18 protein-coding genes are annotated in these 15,965 nt (G+C 59.2%); 3 read left to right on the top strand and 15 right to left on the bottom strand.

Annotated features, from left to right (window positions below; all coding sequences use genetic code 11):
* Positions 1–354 precede the first annotated feature (354 nt).
* Positions 355–708 carry a hypothetical protein gene (locus AC061P_RS03185; protein ID WP_480391804.1) on the bottom strand — a complete coding sequence of 118 codons (354 nt, stop codon included), beginning with the start codon at positions 706–708 and terminating at the stop codon, positions 355–357.
* 145 nt (positions 709–853) lie between these two features.
* Here AC061P_RS03185 and AC061P_RS03180 point away from each other — a divergent pair, with 145 nt between their 5' ends.
* Together AC061P_RS03180 and AC061P_RS03175 are read left to right on the top strand one after the other, a co-directional pair.
* Positions 854–1,429 carry a helix-turn-helix domain-containing protein gene (locus AC061P_RS03180; protein ID WP_449648229.1) on the top strand — a complete coding sequence of 192 codons (576 nt, stop codon included), beginning with the start codon at positions 854–856 and terminating at the stop codon, positions 1,427–1,429.
* Between the two features lie 21 nt (positions 1,430–1,450).
* Entirely contained in the window at positions 1,451–1,663 is a 213-nt protein-coding gene (locus AC061P_RS03175; RefSeq protein WP_480391803.1) for a hypothetical protein, read from the top strand.
* Positions 1,664–1,747: 84 nt separating this feature from the next.
* Here the strand turns inward: AC061P_RS03175 and AC061P_RS03170 are convergent, their stop codons facing one another.
* The 11 genes from AC061P_RS03170 to AC061P_RS03120 form a co-directional block, all read right to left on the bottom strand.
* Complete coding sequence (locus tag AC061P_RS03170) at positions 1,748–2,812, bottom strand: DUF6984 family protein (RefSeq protein WP_480391802.1); 1,065 nt, start codon at positions 2,810–2,812, stop codon at positions 1,748–1,750.
* 173 nt (positions 2,813–2,985) lie between these two features.
* On the bottom strand, positions 2,986–3,363 hold the full coding sequence (locus AC061P_RS03165) for a hypothetical protein (protein ID WP_449648232.1): 378 nt from the start codon (positions 3,361–3,363) through the stop codon (positions 2,986–2,988).
* A 167-nt stretch (positions 3,364–3,530) separates the two neighbouring features.
* Positions 3,531–3,818 carry a hypothetical protein gene (locus tag AC061P_RS03160; RefSeq protein WP_449648233.1) on the bottom strand — a complete coding sequence of 96 codons (288 nt, stop codon included), beginning with the start codon at positions 3,816–3,818 and terminating at the stop codon, positions 3,531–3,533.
* Between the two features lie 100 nt (positions 3,819–3,918).
* On the bottom strand, positions 3,919–4,698 hold the full coding sequence (locus AC061P_RS03155; protein ID WP_449648234.1) for a hypothetical protein: 780 nt from the start codon (positions 4,696–4,698) through the stop codon (positions 3,919–3,921).
* A 101-nt stretch (positions 4,699–4,799) separates the two neighbouring features.
* A complete protein-coding gene (locus tag AC061P_RS03150; protein ID WP_480391801.1) occupies positions 4,800–5,252 on the bottom strand; it encodes a hypothetical protein in 453 nt (150 codons plus the stop codon).
* A 76-nt stretch (positions 5,253–5,328) separates the two neighbouring features.
* The gene (locus AC061P_RS03145; protein ID WP_480391800.1) at positions 5,329–6,204 is read right to left on the bottom strand and encodes a hypothetical protein; all 876 of its coding nucleotides are present in this window, start codon (positions 6,202–6,204) and stop codon (positions 5,329–5,331) included.
* Between the two features lie 151 nt (positions 6,205–6,355).
* Entirely contained in the window at positions 6,356–7,186 is an 831-nt protein-coding gene (locus AC061P_RS03140) for an aldo/keto reductase (protein WP_480391799.1), read from the bottom strand.
* A gap of 52 nt (positions 7,187–7,238) precedes the next feature.
* On the bottom strand, positions 7,239–8,381 hold the full coding sequence (locus tag AC061P_RS03135) for a bifunctional 2-methylcitrate synthase/citrate synthase (RefSeq protein ID WP_480391798.1): 1,143 nt from the start codon (positions 8,379–8,381) through the stop codon (positions 7,239–7,241).
* A gap of 80 nt (positions 8,382–8,461) precedes the next feature.
* Complete coding sequence (gene prpB, locus AC061P_RS03130) at positions 8,462–9,367, bottom strand: methylisocitrate lyase (RefSeq protein WP_480391797.1); 906 nt, start codon at positions 9,365–9,367, stop codon at positions 8,462–8,464.
* Positions 9,367–10,860 (bottom strand): MmgE/PrpD family protein, encoded by a 1,494-nt coding sequence (locus AC061P_RS03125; protein WP_480391796.1) that lies wholly within the window; start codon positions 10,858–10,860, stop codon positions 9,367–9,369. The genes prpB and AC061P_RS03125 overlap by 1 nt, the downstream gene beginning before the upstream one ends.
* An 11-nt stretch (positions 10,861–10,871) precedes the next feature.
* On the bottom strand, positions 10,872–11,543 hold the full coding sequence (locus AC061P_RS03120) for a GntR family transcriptional regulator (RefSeq protein WP_480391795.1): 672 nt from the start codon (positions 11,541–11,543) through the stop codon (positions 10,872–10,874).
* A gap of 178 nt (positions 11,544–11,721) precedes the next feature.
* On the opposite strand from AC061P_RS03120, the gene AC061P_RS03115 reads away from it, so the two are divergent.
* The gene (locus tag AC061P_RS03115; protein WP_449648242.1) at positions 11,722–12,531 is read left to right on the top strand and encodes a GNAT family N-acetyltransferase; all 810 of its coding nucleotides are present in this window, start codon (positions 11,722–11,724) and stop codon (positions 12,529–12,531) included.
* 11 nt (positions 12,532–12,542) lie between these two features.
* On the opposite strand, the gene AC061P_RS03110 is transcribed toward AC061P_RS03115, so the two are convergent.
* The 3 genes from AC061P_RS03110 to AC061P_RS03100 are packed head-to-tail and all read right to left on the bottom strand — an operon-like array spanning position 12,543 to position 15,786.
* Complete coding sequence (locus AC061P_RS03110) at positions 12,543–13,505, bottom strand: SDR family oxidoreductase (protein ID WP_449648243.1); 963 nt, start codon at positions 13,503–13,505, stop codon at positions 12,543–12,545.
* Positions 13,502–14,461, bottom strand: a complete 960-nt coding sequence (locus tag AC061P_RS03105; RefSeq protein ID WP_480391794.1) for a bile acid:sodium symporter family protein — start codon at positions 14,459–14,461, stop codon at positions 13,502–13,504. The genes AC061P_RS03110 and AC061P_RS03105 overlap by 4 nt, the downstream gene beginning before the upstream one ends.
* Positions 14,458–15,786: a flavin-containing monooxygenase gene (locus tag AC061P_RS03100; RefSeq protein ID WP_480391793.1), complete on the bottom strand. Its 1,329-nt coding sequence runs from the start codon at positions 15,784–15,786 to the stop codon at positions 14,458–14,460. The genes AC061P_RS03105 and AC061P_RS03100 overlap by 4 nt, the downstream gene beginning before the upstream one ends.
* Positions 15,787–15,965: the final 179 nt, after the last annotated feature.

The raw sequence follows: 15,965 nt of genomic DNA, 5'->3' as shown, positions 1-15,965 counted from the left end.
AATAGGGACCAACGAACAGAGAGAAGCAAAGCAACACCTTCGGATGGCGGTACCCATGACCCTCGGGGAGGACATGGGGGCGAGTCCACGCGAATGGTTGCCAATCGAGAAGCTATCGCTAATGAGATTTCCTCCGCTGTCCGCATTAATGAGGACAGCCCAGCTTTCCTTGGCCCCAGTTCAGGGGTGCACCGTCGACCTCCAACAGTGTCGAAGTCGGGCGATTTGGGCCAGCATAGTGCGCCATCGGGCCACCCCCGATTCGCACGAAGGTGGAGCGAAGCGCTTCAAAGCTAAAACTACTACCAGCGAATCAACAAAGCACCTAAGACGATAAAACGGGGCATCTCCGTGTTAGATGCCCAAGAAGACAAACACAACGCCGGCCAGGAGAGACAGCATCCCCAACGCTCCCCCGACCACCGCGAAGAATACCCCCACCCGGCGCCACCGACGCTCGTGCATCCGACGCGCAAACCACAACCAACCCAACTTCTCGGAGCCCTCGCGACGCCTTATCGCGAAAGCGTCTCGATCGCGCTGGAGAAGCACCCGCTTCACTCCAGTTCGCTCCACAAATTCGGAGAGCGCGCGGCCGTTGCTATAGCCCAACGAGGTATCGAACTCCCAGCGAAGACCATGCTCATCGACGAGTGCCATAGTCATCATCCGCACCTTAGATGGAGATTTCTGCCCGCGCTTGCTCATGATTCCTCCTGCGCTCGAGTCTAGTGAGGAGCGATCTCGGCAGTGATCGTGGACAGTCCAGCGAGCGGGAGCATCCGGAATTACATGAGCTAACCAAAATATGTTTTCCAAGCTATATTTGGGAGAAAGAAGAGCGGTGATCACTATGGCAAATGCATCCACGTTGATCCGTGCTGCCCGAAAAAGTCGTCGCCTAACCCAGGAGCAGCTCGCTTCCCGCTCCTCGATCGATCAGGGCAGCGTTTCTCGCTCTGAACGGGGGCGCGATGCAAGCTTCGACACCATCGATCGCCTTTTAGCTGGAGCAGGGCACCGGTTGTATTCGGCACCCACTCGCCGGGACGACGCGGCAACCGCCGCTACCGAAATCCGTCACCAGCTCGCTGCCGGCGACAAAGACAGGGCGCTTCGGGCCTTGCTGCAGCTCAACGACAATCTTGTGGCCGAGCACGGACTGATTCGCGGAGTCCTCGGGCTTGCCGAGCCCGAGTCGACTCGAGACCCGGTGTGGGATGCCGCACTAGCGGCGCTTGTAGCGTGGCGTCTCTCCGACGAGGGCATTCCTCTGCCGCAGTGGGTTGATCTCCCCAACCGGTTCCTCATCAGCCACCGGACCCTTGAAGTGGACCCCGCAGACCCTGTTGCTCCACTCGCAGAAGTCCCCACCGAGTTCGCTAAACGCGGCGTTCTTGCGTGGCGCGACACGTTCAAGAGCGTGTAGTCGTGGCAACCACTCTCGGCGATGAAATTGCGCGCCAACCGCCCCGGTCGCGACACCCGCGACATCCGACTACTCCTGAGCTTGTGCGAGATCAGCTCCCTCGACGACGCTGACGAGTTGTACGAGGAGTTCTACCCGGGTGACAGCCTCGACCCCCGAGCGGTATCGATGGTGACCGCGATACTCGCCGATGGGAAAAGCGACACCCCGCCGCCGGGTCCGATCAACCTATGAAGCTAATTAAGCGAATTGCCGTCACGTTTCAATGGTGAATTCAAGTTTGCTCGCACCTTCAAACTGCTTGCCAACGTTGGCCTTTCACTGGAATATCTGCGGGATTTCTCGCAGCGGTGAGAAATCACCTTTGAACACGTCGAGCTCAAAAAGTTCATCGAACTGATCCACGTTCAACGTGGCGGAAACCCACATGCCGTCAACATCAAAGAAAGTTACCTCCGCTACTTGATCCTCGAAACGTCGTTCGAGCGAAGGAGGGCCGATCGCCAAGCTGCCCATACCGCCATCGTTCATTAACGCAACGGTCAGCGCTGAGAGGGTGGCAAGCGAACCCGAGAACCGCGGGGTTCGTTTGACCAAAGCACGCAAAAGCCGCAGTTCTGCCTCGGTCGGGGATCGATAAGTCAGTTCCAGCGAAAGCAGCGCATTTTCGACTAGGGCATGTTGGCCAGACACTGCTGACCGTGCGCCGAACCGCTCTCTCGCCAAGTGAGACAGCATCCAACGCATGGTTCCGATTCTGTGGCGCTTTGCTCCCCGTATTGCATGAGAGACACCAGAAGTCTCATCGACCGAATCGGCGGCCTGAGCTTTCTTTATCGAGCTGGCAAGAAACTCTTTCGCTTTGCGTTTCGTCCATTCCAGGCGCCCTGTGAAAATGAGCTCGAATGCCACATCAAACGGGTCCCCGGGTGGGGCCAACGTTGGCAACTGCGCCAAATGCTGCGCGATCTCTACTGTTTCCAAAAACCGCCGCTGTGCGTCGAAACAGTCTGACAGCTTGAGCCAATTCAGCACCCAATCTGGCCGAGCTTCGACCGCGAGCTCAGCCCATTTGGTTTCTCGCCCATTCGGGTCTTCGAGCATCGAGCTATCCCACCAGCCCGACAAAACCGCCGCGCGAGTTGCCGCTCCGGCCACGATCGCCGGGTCGTCGTGAGAAAGAAGCTTCGAGAGCACATCGATCACATGAGCATTTTGCTCGTCCGTCCAAATGTCGTTGATAGCTGCGAAGCTAGCCGCAATAGTGAGCAATGCCGATTGTTCCCACTCGCGCGAAGGCACGTCGAAGGGCTGCTCCGCCGCTACTGCGATCAGCACCTCACGCTCTCGGCTCGTCGGAGGAACCCGCAACGATGTGCTCATAGTTCGACTCCAACCTTCCGGATGCTTAGGCGCGCCAATTACCGCGGCTCGGGCACCACTTTGTGCCACCAAAAATACCGCTTCTGAGGCAACCTCGAAATGCCCCGTTGTGGGCAGCCCACGGCAAGTGAGCCTTCGGGCCCGACACCTAGCTGGCGCCCGCCATGACTGAGTTACCACGTAGCTGAGAACAGACCCCACAGCCTAAAACCTGTAACCCCGGCAAGTCCTTTAGTTCCGATTACCTCTAGGTGCTCGACGATCTCATCGACAGTATCGCCTGAGTCGTCGCTCACGCTGCCGCCCTCAAAGTGAAAGTGAGAGCCAACATTGAGAACATAGGAGCCGTCGTAGGCCACGAATACTTCGGCATAAGCAGCCCGAGGGTTTGAGGGGCAGAATTCGACGGCAACTCCGTGGAACATCTCCGATGGACCGTGGAAATTAATGCGCACACGGGGAAAGCGCACGTCGACCCGCTGCACCACGTCGGTCGCGATACTCCGCGCGAAACTGTAGTCCACGCCATTGTCTGGTGGTTGCTTATTCATTAGATAGCTCTTTGTTTGCGAATAGCCCAGCGCCCTCGGTATTTAGGAACAGGAACACTCCAAGCAGAAGTAGGGGGCCGCGATATGGAAGAGCGAACTGAAACCACGAAGTCATCGGTCTCAGTTACCCCTACCTTGCGTTCTCCAGTCCCGGCTTGCTTGAGAGTTCACTCCCATGCAATTTCGACTTTCCAGCCTGCGAAACCGAAAACCTTCACAAGCCGTTCTACAACCAGCGAGCGTGGCCGCGATGCGGTATCCGGGATTGTGTTCGCATAAACCACCACTGATATCCCTCGCGCCGCGAGCGGTTCAGAAAAGATGCGCAGTTCCCCCTCTGAATCGCAGTACCGGGTCTGAGTGCGCGCCGAGAGGATCACCGAATAGCCCTGCGAAGAAGTCACCTTTGATCGCAACCAATTCTTCGTGAACCGCTCCTGATCCTCCGCCATCATGGTGCTGAGTATTGCAGAGGGAAGCGGCCACACATCACGAGCGCGCGCACTTCCACGAGTTTTTGCCAGTCGATCTAGGCGCTGAGCGACGGATTCCCGCTCAGGCGAATAACCACTGGCCAGTCGCTTGTGCGTCGCGCACGAATTCTGGGCTGAAGCCATGGCGACCTTGCACCACGACCGAAACATCTTCGATTTGCAACAGATCCGCATCCTCCTCAACTGTACGGACTTTGGTCAGCAGGATGCTTTGCAAGGCAGACATCATGCGGATCACCCCCAACGACGTCACGCTTCCGATGCTCGAAAGTTCGAGTCCCCGAAGCGAGGTGTAGTTAGGCAGCGCCTCCAAGTCGAGCGAACTGGGGCCGTCAATGCTGAGTGTTTCGAGGTGCTGGGGATGGCGAATCACCGGAACCGCGCGAAGGTTGCCGGTGTGAACGATTGACAAGGTGGTGAGCGGGCCCTCTATCTCTTCGACCAGATGAGGAAGCGCCGGGTACAACGTGAGCTCAGTCAACGAAGTGCGCGCGGCCAGCGTTTCAAAATTTTTGTGAGGCCCAAAGTAGGTTGTGAGATTCTCCAACCTGCTGAGATCGACGGGACACACGAGGTTGCCCGAATAACTCAATTCTTCCAAGCGGATCAACGACTCGATCGCACGGGCATCCGTGGGGCCAATCGCACTCACGTCAAGATGAGTAAGGGAATCAGCAAACTTCACGAGACCATCGAGAGCAGCAACCTCGTGAGGAACACTAGCGAGGCGTAACCCCAGCCCCTCCCTCTTGATCGTCGCAATTTCAGACCGCGAAGGAAACTGGCCGAATTCGAAAACCGCATATTCCACGCCGTTGCGGGGCGAGGTTATCCTCAACATTTTCGCGCTCAGTCCTCGGACTGCTTCGAGGCGGAATCGCTAGATGACTCGACGCGAGCGGAGGCCCTCGACCGCAGCGCGCGAGAACTTGGGGCACTCATCTAATTCCTTAGGCTGAGTTTTGTAGATCGAGCTGACCGCATCCGCGACCAGAAGCCGAACCACACGACACCAACAACGGCGAAGGTGATCGGCAGCCACGTGGGGAACGTGGTGCCGAGGGACTCTCCCATAAACCAGGTCAAGAGCACTGCGACTGCCAGCAGGAAGGTGCTCGAGCCCAATGCCACCGTGGTGCTGTTGAGACGGCCGCCGGTGCTGAGGATGGCACGGAGGCCGAGCCCTACCGTGACCGACGCCAGCCCTACGGTGCTCCCACCGATGATCCCGAAGAACAGCGATGCAGGCAGGAACCTTAAGAACGCCTCAGTTCCCCAGTACTCGCTGATGAGGGCGAGCGCAAAAACCGCCCCAGCGACTGCACCGAACAGCGATGCGTAGAGCGCAACGACCCACGGGCCCACGTTGAGCGTTCGTCGGATTCCGCGGATCATTCACTCAATGTAGCGGCAGCAGCGTGCAGCGCGAAGCATCCGGAGGCGTGAATCACCGCAGCCCTCACTGGCGTGCTTATGCAGGCTGCTCGAAACGAGCCCACGGGCCGTCCGCGGCGACGCGTGAGGCAATGTGAGGTTGGTCGCCATCGCTTTCCCACCCCGAGGGATGCTGAATGGGTACATCAATCCTGAGCCCGTGAAACAACTCGCGGCGGGCAACATTCTGCAGGTGCGCCGGAGCCCACTCGATGTCAAGGTCGCGAATGGTTGCGACTCCGAGGCCGTCTTCCGCAAAAAATAGTTCGTCGTCGCCGCCGGGGCCGCCTCCGACAATGACGATGTCCCACATGCGCTCAGCGACGGGAAAGAGATTAAGAAGATTCGAAAACAGGTACAGCCCCTGATACTCACCGGCACGACAGAAGCCCACCGTCGGCAGCAACGGAATAGGGAAATTCGCTCGATCCTCATCAGTCACGGGAGCAAACATCGAGTGTTCATCGCTGAAGGAAGCGCGCGGCGGACGCCGGGACAGCATCCTCCACGAATCACGAACTCTGAGCCCGAGAGCGAGCGGCTGGCCGAAGACATCCACAGCGCCATCCACCACAACAAACGGAAGTCGGAAAAGCCTCGACGTGCGGGTCGACCAATCGCCAGCAAGGTACGCCAGCGCGGCCCGGAAGTATTGCTCCAGGTACTCCTGCACAGTTTCGTCTGAGGCGAGATCATCCGCCTGCGCGTGGTAAAAACCGGCCGAGACGTCCAACTGAAACCAGCCGGTCGTGTCCACGGAAACGATCGCGTACTCATCGCGGTTCGACAGCGAAGTGAGCTGCAGAAAAGTCTCATCGTGCGGGTGCACTCCCCCAATACCGACCTCGGCGTGGACGCCCACATCTGACGCAGCAAGCTCCTTCAGAAGCGCGAGTATCGCAGAACGACCCATGCTGCCTCCTCTTACCTAGCCCATACTGGCGTTCGGCGTCGTCGCGGCGCAAGAGGCAGTACTTCAGCAGCCACAACCCACAACACAGGCCGACACCCTCTCACCGAAATGAGTGAGGATGCCGGCCTGTGCCAGAAACGAGAAGTGCGCCCTAGAAGGTAGCTTCGTCGGGGTTCGCACCGACACGCTGGTCGCGGTCGATCGCATCAATCGATGCCATCTCATCCGCGGAAAGCTCGAAGCCAAAGACATCGAAGTTCTCAGCCATACGCTCGCGCGAGTTCGACTTGGGGAACACGATGATGCCGTTCTGCAGGTGCCAACGAATGGCAACCTGAGCGGGTGAAACACCGTGTGCTTCAGCAGCAGACTGGAGAGCAGTCTCACCAAACAGGTCATACTTGCCCTGGCCGAGAGGGCCCCACGCCTCAATGTGCATACCCAGTTCTGCCCCATACGCGCGCAAGTCACGCTGTGCGAAAGCGGGGTGCAGCTCGATCTGGTCAACCGCAGGAACGGTGTTGCTGCCCGCGATGATCTTCTCAAGGTGAGGGCGGTGGAAGTTGCTGACACCAATCGAACGCGTCTTGCCCTCTTCTTTCAGCTGCTCAAGCGTGAGCCAGCTGTCAAGGTAGCGGTCAAGGTCGGGGCGAGGCCAGTGGATGAGGTACAGATCCACATAGTCGAGGCCCAACTTCTCGAGACTGAGATCCATGGCGTCGCGAGCAGAGTCGGTGCCCTGGTCGCTGTTCCACAGCTTCGTCGTGATGAAGATTTCTTCACGCGGGATGCCCGACGCTTTAATGGCGTTGCCGACGCCCTGCTCGTTGCCGTAAATCATGGCGGTGTCGAGGTGGCGGTAGCCAACCTCGAGTGCGTCGGTGACGATGCGCTCGGTCTCCTCGGGGTCCACTTTGAAGACACCGAAGCCGAGCTGGGGGATGAAATTTCCGTCGTTCAGTTCAATCTGGGGAACAGTCATATCCCCATCCTGCCACTCACGACTGACGGTTCCATCCCCGCGCGTCAAGCTCCTAGCTAATGTGGCGCTCGTCGACTCCCGAATACGCAGCGAGGGGACGGATGAGCGCATTCGATGCCGCCTGCTCCATGATGTGGGCGGTCCAGCCAGTGACTCGCGCCGCAACGAACAGCGGCGTAAACATGTCGGTGTCGAACCCGATGAGGTTGTACGCCGGGCCGCTCGGGTAATCAAGATTGGGCTTGATGTTCTTGCGGCTCGTCATTGCCGTCTCGAGGGCGTCATACATGGCAAGCATGTCAGGGCGGTCGAATTCGGCAACGAGGGTTTCAAGCGCAGCCTTCATGGTGGGCACTCGTGAGTCGCCGTTCTTGTACACCCGGTGGCCGAATCCCATAATTTTGCGCTTCTCAGCAAGGGCATTCTCGAGCCACGCTTCCGCATTTTCTGCTGAGCCGACCTCATCGAAAACGTGCATAACAGCCTCGTTCGCGCCACCGTGCAGTTGACCCTTGAGAGCACCAATTGCTGCCGTGACGGCACTGTAGAGATCGCTGAGCGTGCTCGTCACCACACGACCGGTGAAAGTCGACGCGTTGAAGGAGTGCTCGGCATACAGAATCATCGACACATCAAAAGCGTTGACAATAACGAGGTCAGGAACCTCGCCGAACGTCATGTGCAAAAAGTTGGCCGAATAGCTGAGGTCATCCCGCGGCTCAACAAGTTCCTGATCGCGACGACGACGCTGGTCGTAGGCGATGATCGCCGGCAGCTTGGCAAACAGAGTGAGCGAGCGCTGAAGATTGAGTTCTTCATCAACCATGCTCGCGGGGTCAGTGAGGGTGTCGTCCAAGGCACCGATCACGCTGACCGCGGTGCGAACGACATCCATCGGATGCGCGGAAAGAGGCAACTCGTCAATGACGCGCTTGGTGTGCGCGTCGAGGTGGCGCTGCGCACGCTCCACATTCTGGAACTCCTCTAGCTGCTCATCTGTGGGCAACTCACCGTGCCACAGCAGATACGCAACCTCTTCAAAGGTGCACTTCTCGGCCAGTTCTTGCACGGGGTAGCCGCGGTACAGCAACGAGTTGGTCTCGGGGTTCACCTTCGAGATCGCAGTCGTGTCGGCGACGACGCCGGCCAAACCTTTACGAATCTCGGTTTCAGGGGTTCCTGTTAGGTCAGTCATGGTGCTCCTCGGTAGTGGTATCGAGTCAAAGTTGTGAGTGTGGTTAGTAGGGGTGGGCGGTAATTGGTGTGGTTCTGAAGTTAGTAATGGCCATCGAGCGTGAAGTTGAACACTGACGAATCAAACGAGTTGTAGCTCTCATAGTCGAGCAGTTCATACAGGCGAGCCCTCGTCTGCATTTCGGCCACGACAGACTGCTGGGTGCCGTCGGCGTTGATTGCATCGAGGGTGCGCTCTGCAGCACCCATTGCACTACGCAACAGGGTTACGGGGTAAATAACAATGTTTACGCCGATATTGCTCAATTGCGTTGTCGTGAAAAGTTCGCTCTTACCAAACTCTGTCATGTTTGCGAGGATCGGAACATCCACGGCCTTACGCATCGCCTCGAACTCACCGAGATCCTTCATGGCCTCGGGGAAGATTGCGTCAGCACCCGCATCAACTAATTGCTTGGCACGGTCCATTGCGGCATCCAAACCATCAACGGCGCGGATGTCGGTGCGAGCCATGATCAGCAGGTTGGGGTCGCGGCGTGCATCGGCAGCCGCTCGGATGCGCTTGAGGGCGGTATCCGTGTCGACAACGGCTTTGCCGTCGAGGTGTCCGCAACGCTTCGGATTGACCTGATCTTCGATGTGGAGGCCCGAGACCCCCGCATCTTCGAGAGTCTGCACGGTGCGAGCCACATTCATGGGCTCACCGAAACCGGTGTCGGCATCGACGAGTGTCGGGAGGTCGGTCATCCGCGAAATCTGTTGCGAACGACCAGCCACCTCTGTGAGCGTCGTCAGGCCGATGTCGGGCAACCCGAGGTCGGCACTGATAACCGCACCCGAAATGTAGACGCCGTCGAAACCCTTGTCTTGGATGAGGCGAGCACTCAACGGGTTGAACGCACCGGGCACGCGCAGCAGTTCGCCGCTCGCCAGACGCTCACGGAACTGCGCACGCTTGGTTGCTGGGTCTGTTTGGGCATACAGCATTAGAAAATTCCTTTAGCGGTGGTGGCGGGGAAGTTGCCGCGTACGGTCAGTTCTCCCAGTTCGGATGCCGACAGTTCGGGCAGTCGCACGGCCGCGGCCAAGAAGCGTTCAATTTCGTCGCTCGCGAGCACACCATCCGCGAGGGTGCGGAACTTGGTGATGTACTGCTCGCGGGCGAAGGGTCGAGCACCGAGCGGATGCGCGTCAGCAACGGCAATTTCTTCGACGATGCGGCTGCCGTCGGTCATCTCGATCTCGACGCGACCACCAAACGCCTTCTCGGCGGGGTCGATCGAGTGGTAGCGACGCGTCCATTCGGTGTCTTCTTGAGTCGTGACGCGCTTCCACAGCGCAACCGTGTCTGCGCGGTTGGCTCGCTCGGGAGCGTAGCTGTTGACGTGGTGCCACTCCTGGTCCTGCAGGGCAACCGTGAAAATGTACGGAATGGAGTGGTCGAGCGTTTCGCGGCTCGCGTTGGGGTCGTACTTCTGCGGGTCGTTGGCACCCGAACCGATCACGTAGTGCGTGTGGTGGCTCGTGTGCAGCACGATGCGGTTGATGTTTTCTTCGACCAGCTCTGGATGCTCGCGCCCCAGTTTGCGGGCGAGGTCGATCCACGCCTGCGCCTGATACTCGGCCGAGTGCTCCTTCGTGTACGAGTCGAGGATCGCGGTGCGCGGCTCCCCCAGCTCAGGCAGCGGAACCTCGTAGTGCGCGTCTGGGCCGTCGAGCATCCACGCGATCACGCCGTCTTCGCCCTCGTAAATCGGGGTGGGGCTGGTCTGGCCACGCATGGCACGGTCAACTGCTTCGACGGCCATCTTGCCGGCGAAAGCGGGAGCGTGCGCCTTCCACGTGGAGATCTCACCCTTGCGCGACTGACGCGTGGCGGTGGTCGTGTGGAGTGCTTGGCCAACAGCCTGGAAAATGGTTTCGGTGTCGAGACCGAGGAGGGTTCCGATGCCAGCGGCAGCGCTCGGGCCGAGGTGAGCAACGTGGTCAATCTTGTGCTTGTGCAAGCAGATCGCCTTCACGAGGTCGATCTGGATTTCGTACCCCGTGACGATCCCGCGCAGCAGGTCAGCACCCGTGCGGCCCGTGTGCTGAGCAACAGCCAAGATCGGCGGGATGTTGTCGCCCGGATGCGAATAATCGGCGGCCAAAAAAGTGTCGTGATAGTCGAGCTCGCGAACCGCAACACCGTTAGCCCACGCAGCCCACTCCGGGCTCACGCGCTCGTCGGAGCCAAACACGGTGGCTCCCGGCGTGTAGGGGTGACGCTCGGCCTGCGCACGCGCAGCAACCACCGGCGCACGCGTGAGGGACGCGGTAGCAACCGCAGCATTGTCAATCACACGGTTGATTACCATGTCGGTCACGGCATCCGTTGGTTCGAGCTGTTCGGCAGCGATCGCGGCAATCTTGTGGGCAAGTTGGTCTTCGCGAGCGAGGTTCTCGTCGCTGCGGTAAACGCGGAGGGCGTGATCTTTCACAGTGGAGCCTTTCAATTGGCGGCGCGCAAGGGAGATTCCGCGGCCGTGGCTAAAGCGCTCGTGAGCGCGTGATGGAGATGAACGTGGGTGGCATGGGCAGCAAGTTCGGGATCGCGCGCGACAATGGCCTGCACGATAAGGAGGTGTTCGCGGGCGGCAGCCGTCAACCGCTCTGGATTGTCTTTGGCAAGGCGACGCACCCGAACCAGGTGGGTGCGCAGCGAGCTGAGGGCGCCGGTGAGGTAATCGTTTTCGACCGCGTCATCGACTGCCGCATCGAACCGGCGAACGAGGTCGAAGTAGGCACTGCGGTCGCTGTCATCGCGAGCGAGCAATGCCGGTACTGCATCGAATTCGCGCTCAAGGTCGGCAAAAATACTGCCGGTGTGATGCAGGGCCGCGAGGCGCATCGCCTTCACTTCGAGCGCCTTGCGCACATCGAAAAGTTCGCGGATGTTGTCAACAGAAACGTCAGTGACGACCAGTCCCCGACCGGATTGGCTTGCCACCAGCCCATCAGTTATCAGTCGGGACAGTGCTCCTCGCAGCGGGGTGCGGGACACCCCGAGCCGCGCAGCCTGTTCGACCTCGCCCAGAATGGTGCCTGGCGAGAGTCGCCACTCCACGATGTCGTCACGGAGGGCTTGGTAGGCGCGATCGCTGGCTCTTACCGGTGTCGCCATACGCACCTCCCGAAACTGGTTACTTGACCACCTTGCGGTTTACCCACTGATGGCTTTGTATACAAGATCTTCAGTCTAGAGCTGATTCAAGAGAAATCAAGCCAAATTCTGAGTGAACTGTATACAGATGACGCTCTCTGGCGGCGCGGAACCGGCATCCGGATCTATGCTGAATCGCATGATCTCCCCTACCGAACTGCTGGCGCTCTACGACGCCCAACAGCGGTTAATCGTGCCCGAGCATCCGCCGGTTGGAGTTCATTTTGAACTGACAGACTCCGTGCTTCGAGTAACCGGGCGCAGCGAGGGAATGATCGAAACTGCGCAGCGCCTCGACATGAGCGGCGCCGAATTGGATGCCCTCATCGCCGATCACCGCAACTTCTTTGCTGCCCGAAACGAACCCGTGGAATGGAAAACGCGAGCCCATGACGTGCCCGCCGACATCCCTCAGCGACTCGAACATGCAGGGTTCATCGCTCAAGAACGAGAAGCGGTGCTCGTCGGCCACACCGCTGACCTAGTGAGCGCACGCCCGCTACCTGCCGAGATCACTATCCGCGAGACCCACGACCACAACGACATTGTCGGTCTGGCAGCCATGCTCTCTGAAGTGTGGGGCTACGACTTCGTCTGGTTTATCGACGAACTCGAAGCACAAATCGCCTCAGCTCCTGACCTCACCGTGCTCTTCGTCGCTGAAGCCGGCGGCCGCATCGTCTCCGGTGCCAGAATCGAATTCACCCCCGGCAGCGACTTCGCGGGACTCTGGGGAGGCTCAACAGCATCCGAGTGGCGGGGCAAAGGAATCTACGGTGCCCTCGGCGCAGCCCGCGCCCAACGGGCACAACAACGAGGAGTGCCCTATCTGCAAGTAGATGCCTCAGACGAGAGCAGCCCCATCCTGAAACTTCGCGGTTTCGTTGAACTCACCACCACGACGCCGTATCTGTGGACGCCACCGAGCACCGAGGCACCGAGAATCTGAGCACCAACGATTCAGCTTGAGCGCAGAGCACGCGCCTCAAGGTAGGCGGCAAAAGCTTCTCGGCTAGTCTTGCGCGGTCGGTAGCCAAATGACTCGCGAAGGGCGCGGTTGTCGAGCACCGGCCGATAGCGCAAAAACTTGACCTGTGCCGGTTTGTGCGGGGTGAGGCGTAGCCCATGCCCTACCCAGAGCGCGACCGCGAATACCCACGGCGGCAGCACGAGGAGCTTTTTGCCGAGCGCGTGAGCAATCTCGCCGATCGTCATCTTGCCGTCGCCAGCAACATTGAAAATTCCGGCAGGCCCGCCTGTGGCCGCGCGCACCATCACTTCAACAACATCGTCGACCCAAATAAACACAAAGGGGCTGTCAGAACCGGCAAGCTTCAGCAACCGACGCCCCTCCCACAGGGCAGTGATCTGGTTGTCGACTGCCGGACCCAAGATTGTTCCGATGCGAAAAATGGTCTGAGTCAGCTGTGGTGCGGTTGTGCGCAGCTCGGCCAGCATCTCCTCAACCATTCGCTTGTGTTTGCTATAGGGAAAGTCGTCGTTGCCTCGCAGCGGGTCACTCTCCGTGATCCACTCCGGGTTGTCAGCGTGATAGCCATACGTCGCACCGCTCGACGACACGACGATGCGCGAAACACCTGCCTCAACGCAGGAGGCAAAGACCGCGCGCGACCCGTCGACGTCGACCGCAAACTCTTGCGCCACGGTGGTTGTTCTGCCCGGGTTCACGATCGAGGCGAGGTGGACAACGGTGTCAATGTTGTGAGCACGCAGCAGTTCGGGAAGGTCAGCGGCAGCCGTCACATCAACCCGTTCATAGTGCACGCCCGCTAGCCGCACGCCGGGGCTCGGAACCCGAATGTCCGCACTCACTACACGCTCAATGGCTTCGGATGCAGCCAACCCGGCAACCACGGAGGTGCCCAAGAATCCGCTGCCACCCGTAACCAGTACCCGCGTCACGCGACTGCCTCCGTGCCACTCTCGGGCACACCGGAATGCGGCCCAGAACCGTCACCGGCACCCTTCGCCTTGCGGCGTCCCCACCAAGTGGCCAAGGCGAGCCCTGCGATGATGTCCCAAATTCCCCACCAGCCAGCGACGACCGCCATGCCGCCGAGCCCACCGAAGAAGGCAAATACCAGTCCTAGCCCGAGACCGGCGTTGCGGATCCCCACTTCGAAGGTCACCGCCTTGGCCTCATAGAGGGCGAGGCCACCGAGTCTCGCGCTCGCATAACCGAGGCCGAGCGCGACAGCATCGTGCAGGAATACGGCCAACAGCACAACACCGACGTAGGCGATGAAGAATGGGAAGTTACCGGCGAGCGCCGCAATGATGAATCCGAGCAACGCTAAGAGGCTCACCCATTTCACCGTGGGCTGCACTTTTTTGGCAAACGCTGGCCACCGATTCTTGATGGCAAACCCGACCGCGAATGGCAGACCGATAATCACAACGATCTCCAGCAACATCTGCCAACCATTGAGGCTGACGCTCTCGAGAATAGTCGACGCTGTCGGGTGCCAACCACCCCACAGCGACAGGTTCACGGGCAGCATGACGATGTAGACCACATTGGTGACTGCCGTCATAGATACGGAAAGCGCTACGTTGCCTCGTGCACGATAAGTGAGCACTTGGGAGATGTTTCCTGGCGGGCAGCACGCCACCAAAATCATCCCGAGTGCGATCGACGGACCGACCTGCAACAACAGCGTCAGACCGAAGGTCACGGCGGGGAGCAATACAAGTTGAGCAACCAAAGCGATCGCAAAGGCCCGTGGGGCTTTGAGTACCGCCCGAAAGTCTTCGAGGCTCGTATCGAGCGCGATTCCGAACATGATGAGACCAAGCACAACGCTCAAAGCGATAAGCGATGCTGGGCTGAAGTTGAGCATCGCATCATCGATGGTCATGAGTTGGCCTTTCGGGTGAGAGTCTCACGCAGTTTTCGTAGGGTGCGTCGGTAGGCATCTTTGTTTACGTAATACGACATGCGTTCGAGTGCGAGGTACTTGTAACCACCGGTAAGGTCTGGCCACGGTTGCTCGGCGGACTCCCTGAAGTGGGCGGCAGCACGAGGAGCATCTTCTTGCGCGGCAAGATATGCCGCCAAAAGTTCGGCTTGCTCGTAGCGGCCCTGCCAGCCGATGCCACTGGCCTCGATCATGCCCATAACGTACAGACCGTTGAAGCTCGGCGGGAACATATTGAGATAGAGATCGGGGGCCATCCCCGACCAGTTCAGGTGATCTCGATCAACGAACGGATAATCGAGACTGTAACCGGTTGCCAATACGATCAGGTCATAGTCGGTGTGGGTTCCATCCGCGAAATGCACCGTGTTGCCTTCGAAGCGTTCTGGGGCGGGAACGACACGCAAATCGCCCTGCCCGAGGTGCCCGAGCACAAGAGTATTCACAATCGGGTGCGACTCATAAATGCGATAATCGGGGGCAGGAAAGCCAAAGGTGACGGGATCACCGGTAAACGCCCGCAACACTCTCGTGTCGATGAACTGCTTTATTCGCGCCGGAAGCGGTCGCCCCTGGTTGAGGGTGTCAGCAGGCTTTCCAAACAAATAGCGCGGAACAAAGTAGTAGCCACGGCGCACACTCAAGTCGATGCTGTCAGCGTGATGCACAGCATCCACGGCAATATCGCAACCGCTGTTTCCCGCGCCGACAACGAGCACTCGCTTGCCCGCAAACATTGTTGCCTTTTTGTACGCGCTCGAGTGAATGATCTCCCCCGAAAATTCACCATCAAAGTTCGGGATGCTGGGGTGCGCCAGCGTGCCATTGGCCAAGATTACGCCGTCGAAGTGTTCAGTCTCGCTCTCGCCGCCTTGGCGCATTCCGCTATCGGCATCCGTCGGACTCGTCGTTACATTCCACCCGCCACCATCGGCGGGCTCAACACGCTCCACCGTCGTGGAGAAACGAAATTTCTGCCCCAGGTCATAGCGATCACTAAAGGCGCGAAAGTACTTCTGGAGCTCTCGGTGGCCAGGATAATCCGCCGTCGTAGCCATAGGCAGCTCACGGAATTGAGTCGTGGTGCGCGACGAAATGAGGTGCGCTGACTCGTACATAGTGCTGCGTGGATTATCAATATTCCAGAGGCCGCCAACGTCGTCTGCTGACTCGAAACCGACGTAGCGGATGCCTGCCTTATCGAGGGCACGAGCGGCTGCGAGCCCCGAAGGTCCAGCACCGATGATGGCGATGGTACGAGGCATCCAGTCCTCCCGGGGTGAACAACACTATTCAGGGCGTTTCCGCAGCTTACTAGACAGGATCTCGCAGGTAGACCAGTTGCGGTTCGCGTACTGTTTTCTTGCGAACAGAAGCCCAGTTGTCAATACTGGGCGATGCAAGGTCACCCGACGGCGTCTACCCGAAAGACGCCGGATCTTGC

It is taken from the genome of Rhodoglobus sp. G.S.4 (assembly GCF_056619605.1).
Note: the sequence above shows the minus strand (reverse complement) of the source record. Positions and strands in the feature narration are given on the sequence as shown.

Bases quoted from the DNA above. Each gene is read 5' to 3' on its own strand.
- AC061P_RS03185 (WP_480391804.1), bottom strand. From the start codon at position 708: ATGAGCAAGCGCGGGCAGAAATCTCCATCTAAGGTGCGGATGATGACT.
- AC061P_RS03180 (WP_449648229.1), top strand. From the start codon at position 854: ATGGCAAATGCATCCACGTTGATCCGTGCTGCCCGAAAAAGTCGTCGC.
- AC061P_RS03175 (WP_480391803.1), top strand. From the start codon at position 1,451: ATGAAATTGCGCGCCAACCGCCCCGGTCGCGACACCCGCGACATCCGA.
- AC061P_RS03170 (WP_480391802.1), bottom strand. From the start codon at position 2,812: ATGAGCACATCGTTGCGGGTTCCTCCGACGAGCCGAGAGCGTGAGGTG.
- AC061P_RS03165 (WP_449648232.1), bottom strand. From the start codon at position 3,363: ATGAATAAGCAACCACCAGACAATGGCGTGGACTACAGTTTCGCGCGG.
- AC061P_RS03160 (WP_449648233.1), bottom strand. From the start codon at position 3,818: ATGATGGCGGAGGATCAGGAGCGGTTCACGAAGAATTGGTTGCGATCA.
- AC061P_RS03155 (WP_449648234.1), bottom strand. From the start codon at position 4,698: ATGTTGAGGATAACCTCGCCCCGCAACGGCGTGGAATATGCGGTTTTC.
- AC061P_RS03150 (WP_480391801.1), bottom strand. From the start codon at position 5,252: ATGATCCGCGGAATCCGACGAACGCTCAACGTGGGCCCGTGGGTCGTT.
- AC061P_RS03145 (WP_480391800.1), bottom strand. From the start codon at position 6,204: ATGGGTCGTTCTGCGATACTCGCGCTTCTGAAGGAGCTTGCTGCGTCA.
- AC061P_RS03140 (WP_480391799.1), bottom strand. From the start codon at position 7,186: ATGACTGTTCCCCAGATTGAACTGAACGACGGAAATTTCATCCCCCAG.
- AC061P_RS03135 (WP_480391798.1), bottom strand. From the start codon at position 8,381: ATGACTGACCTAACAGGAACCCCTGAAACCGAGATTCGTAAAGGTTTG.
- prpB (WP_480391797.1), bottom strand. From the start codon at position 9,367: ATGCTGTATGCCCAAACAGACCCAGCAACCAAGCGTGCGCAGTTCCGT.
- AC061P_RS03120 (WP_480391795.1), bottom strand. From the start codon at position 11,543: ATGGCGACACCGGTAAGAGCCAGCGATCGCGCCTACCAAGCCCTCCGT.
- AC061P_RS03115 (WP_449648242.1), top strand. From the start codon at position 11,722: ATGATCTCCCCTACCGAACTGCTGGCGCTCTACGACGCCCAACAGCGG.
- AC061P_RS03105 (WP_480391794.1), bottom strand. From the start codon at position 14,461: ATGACCATCGATGATGCGATGCTCAACTTCAGCCCAGCATCGCTTATC.
- AC061P_RS03100 (WP_480391793.1), bottom strand. From the start codon at position 15,786: ATGCCTCGTACCATCGCCATCATCGGTGCTGGACCTTCGGGGCTCGCA.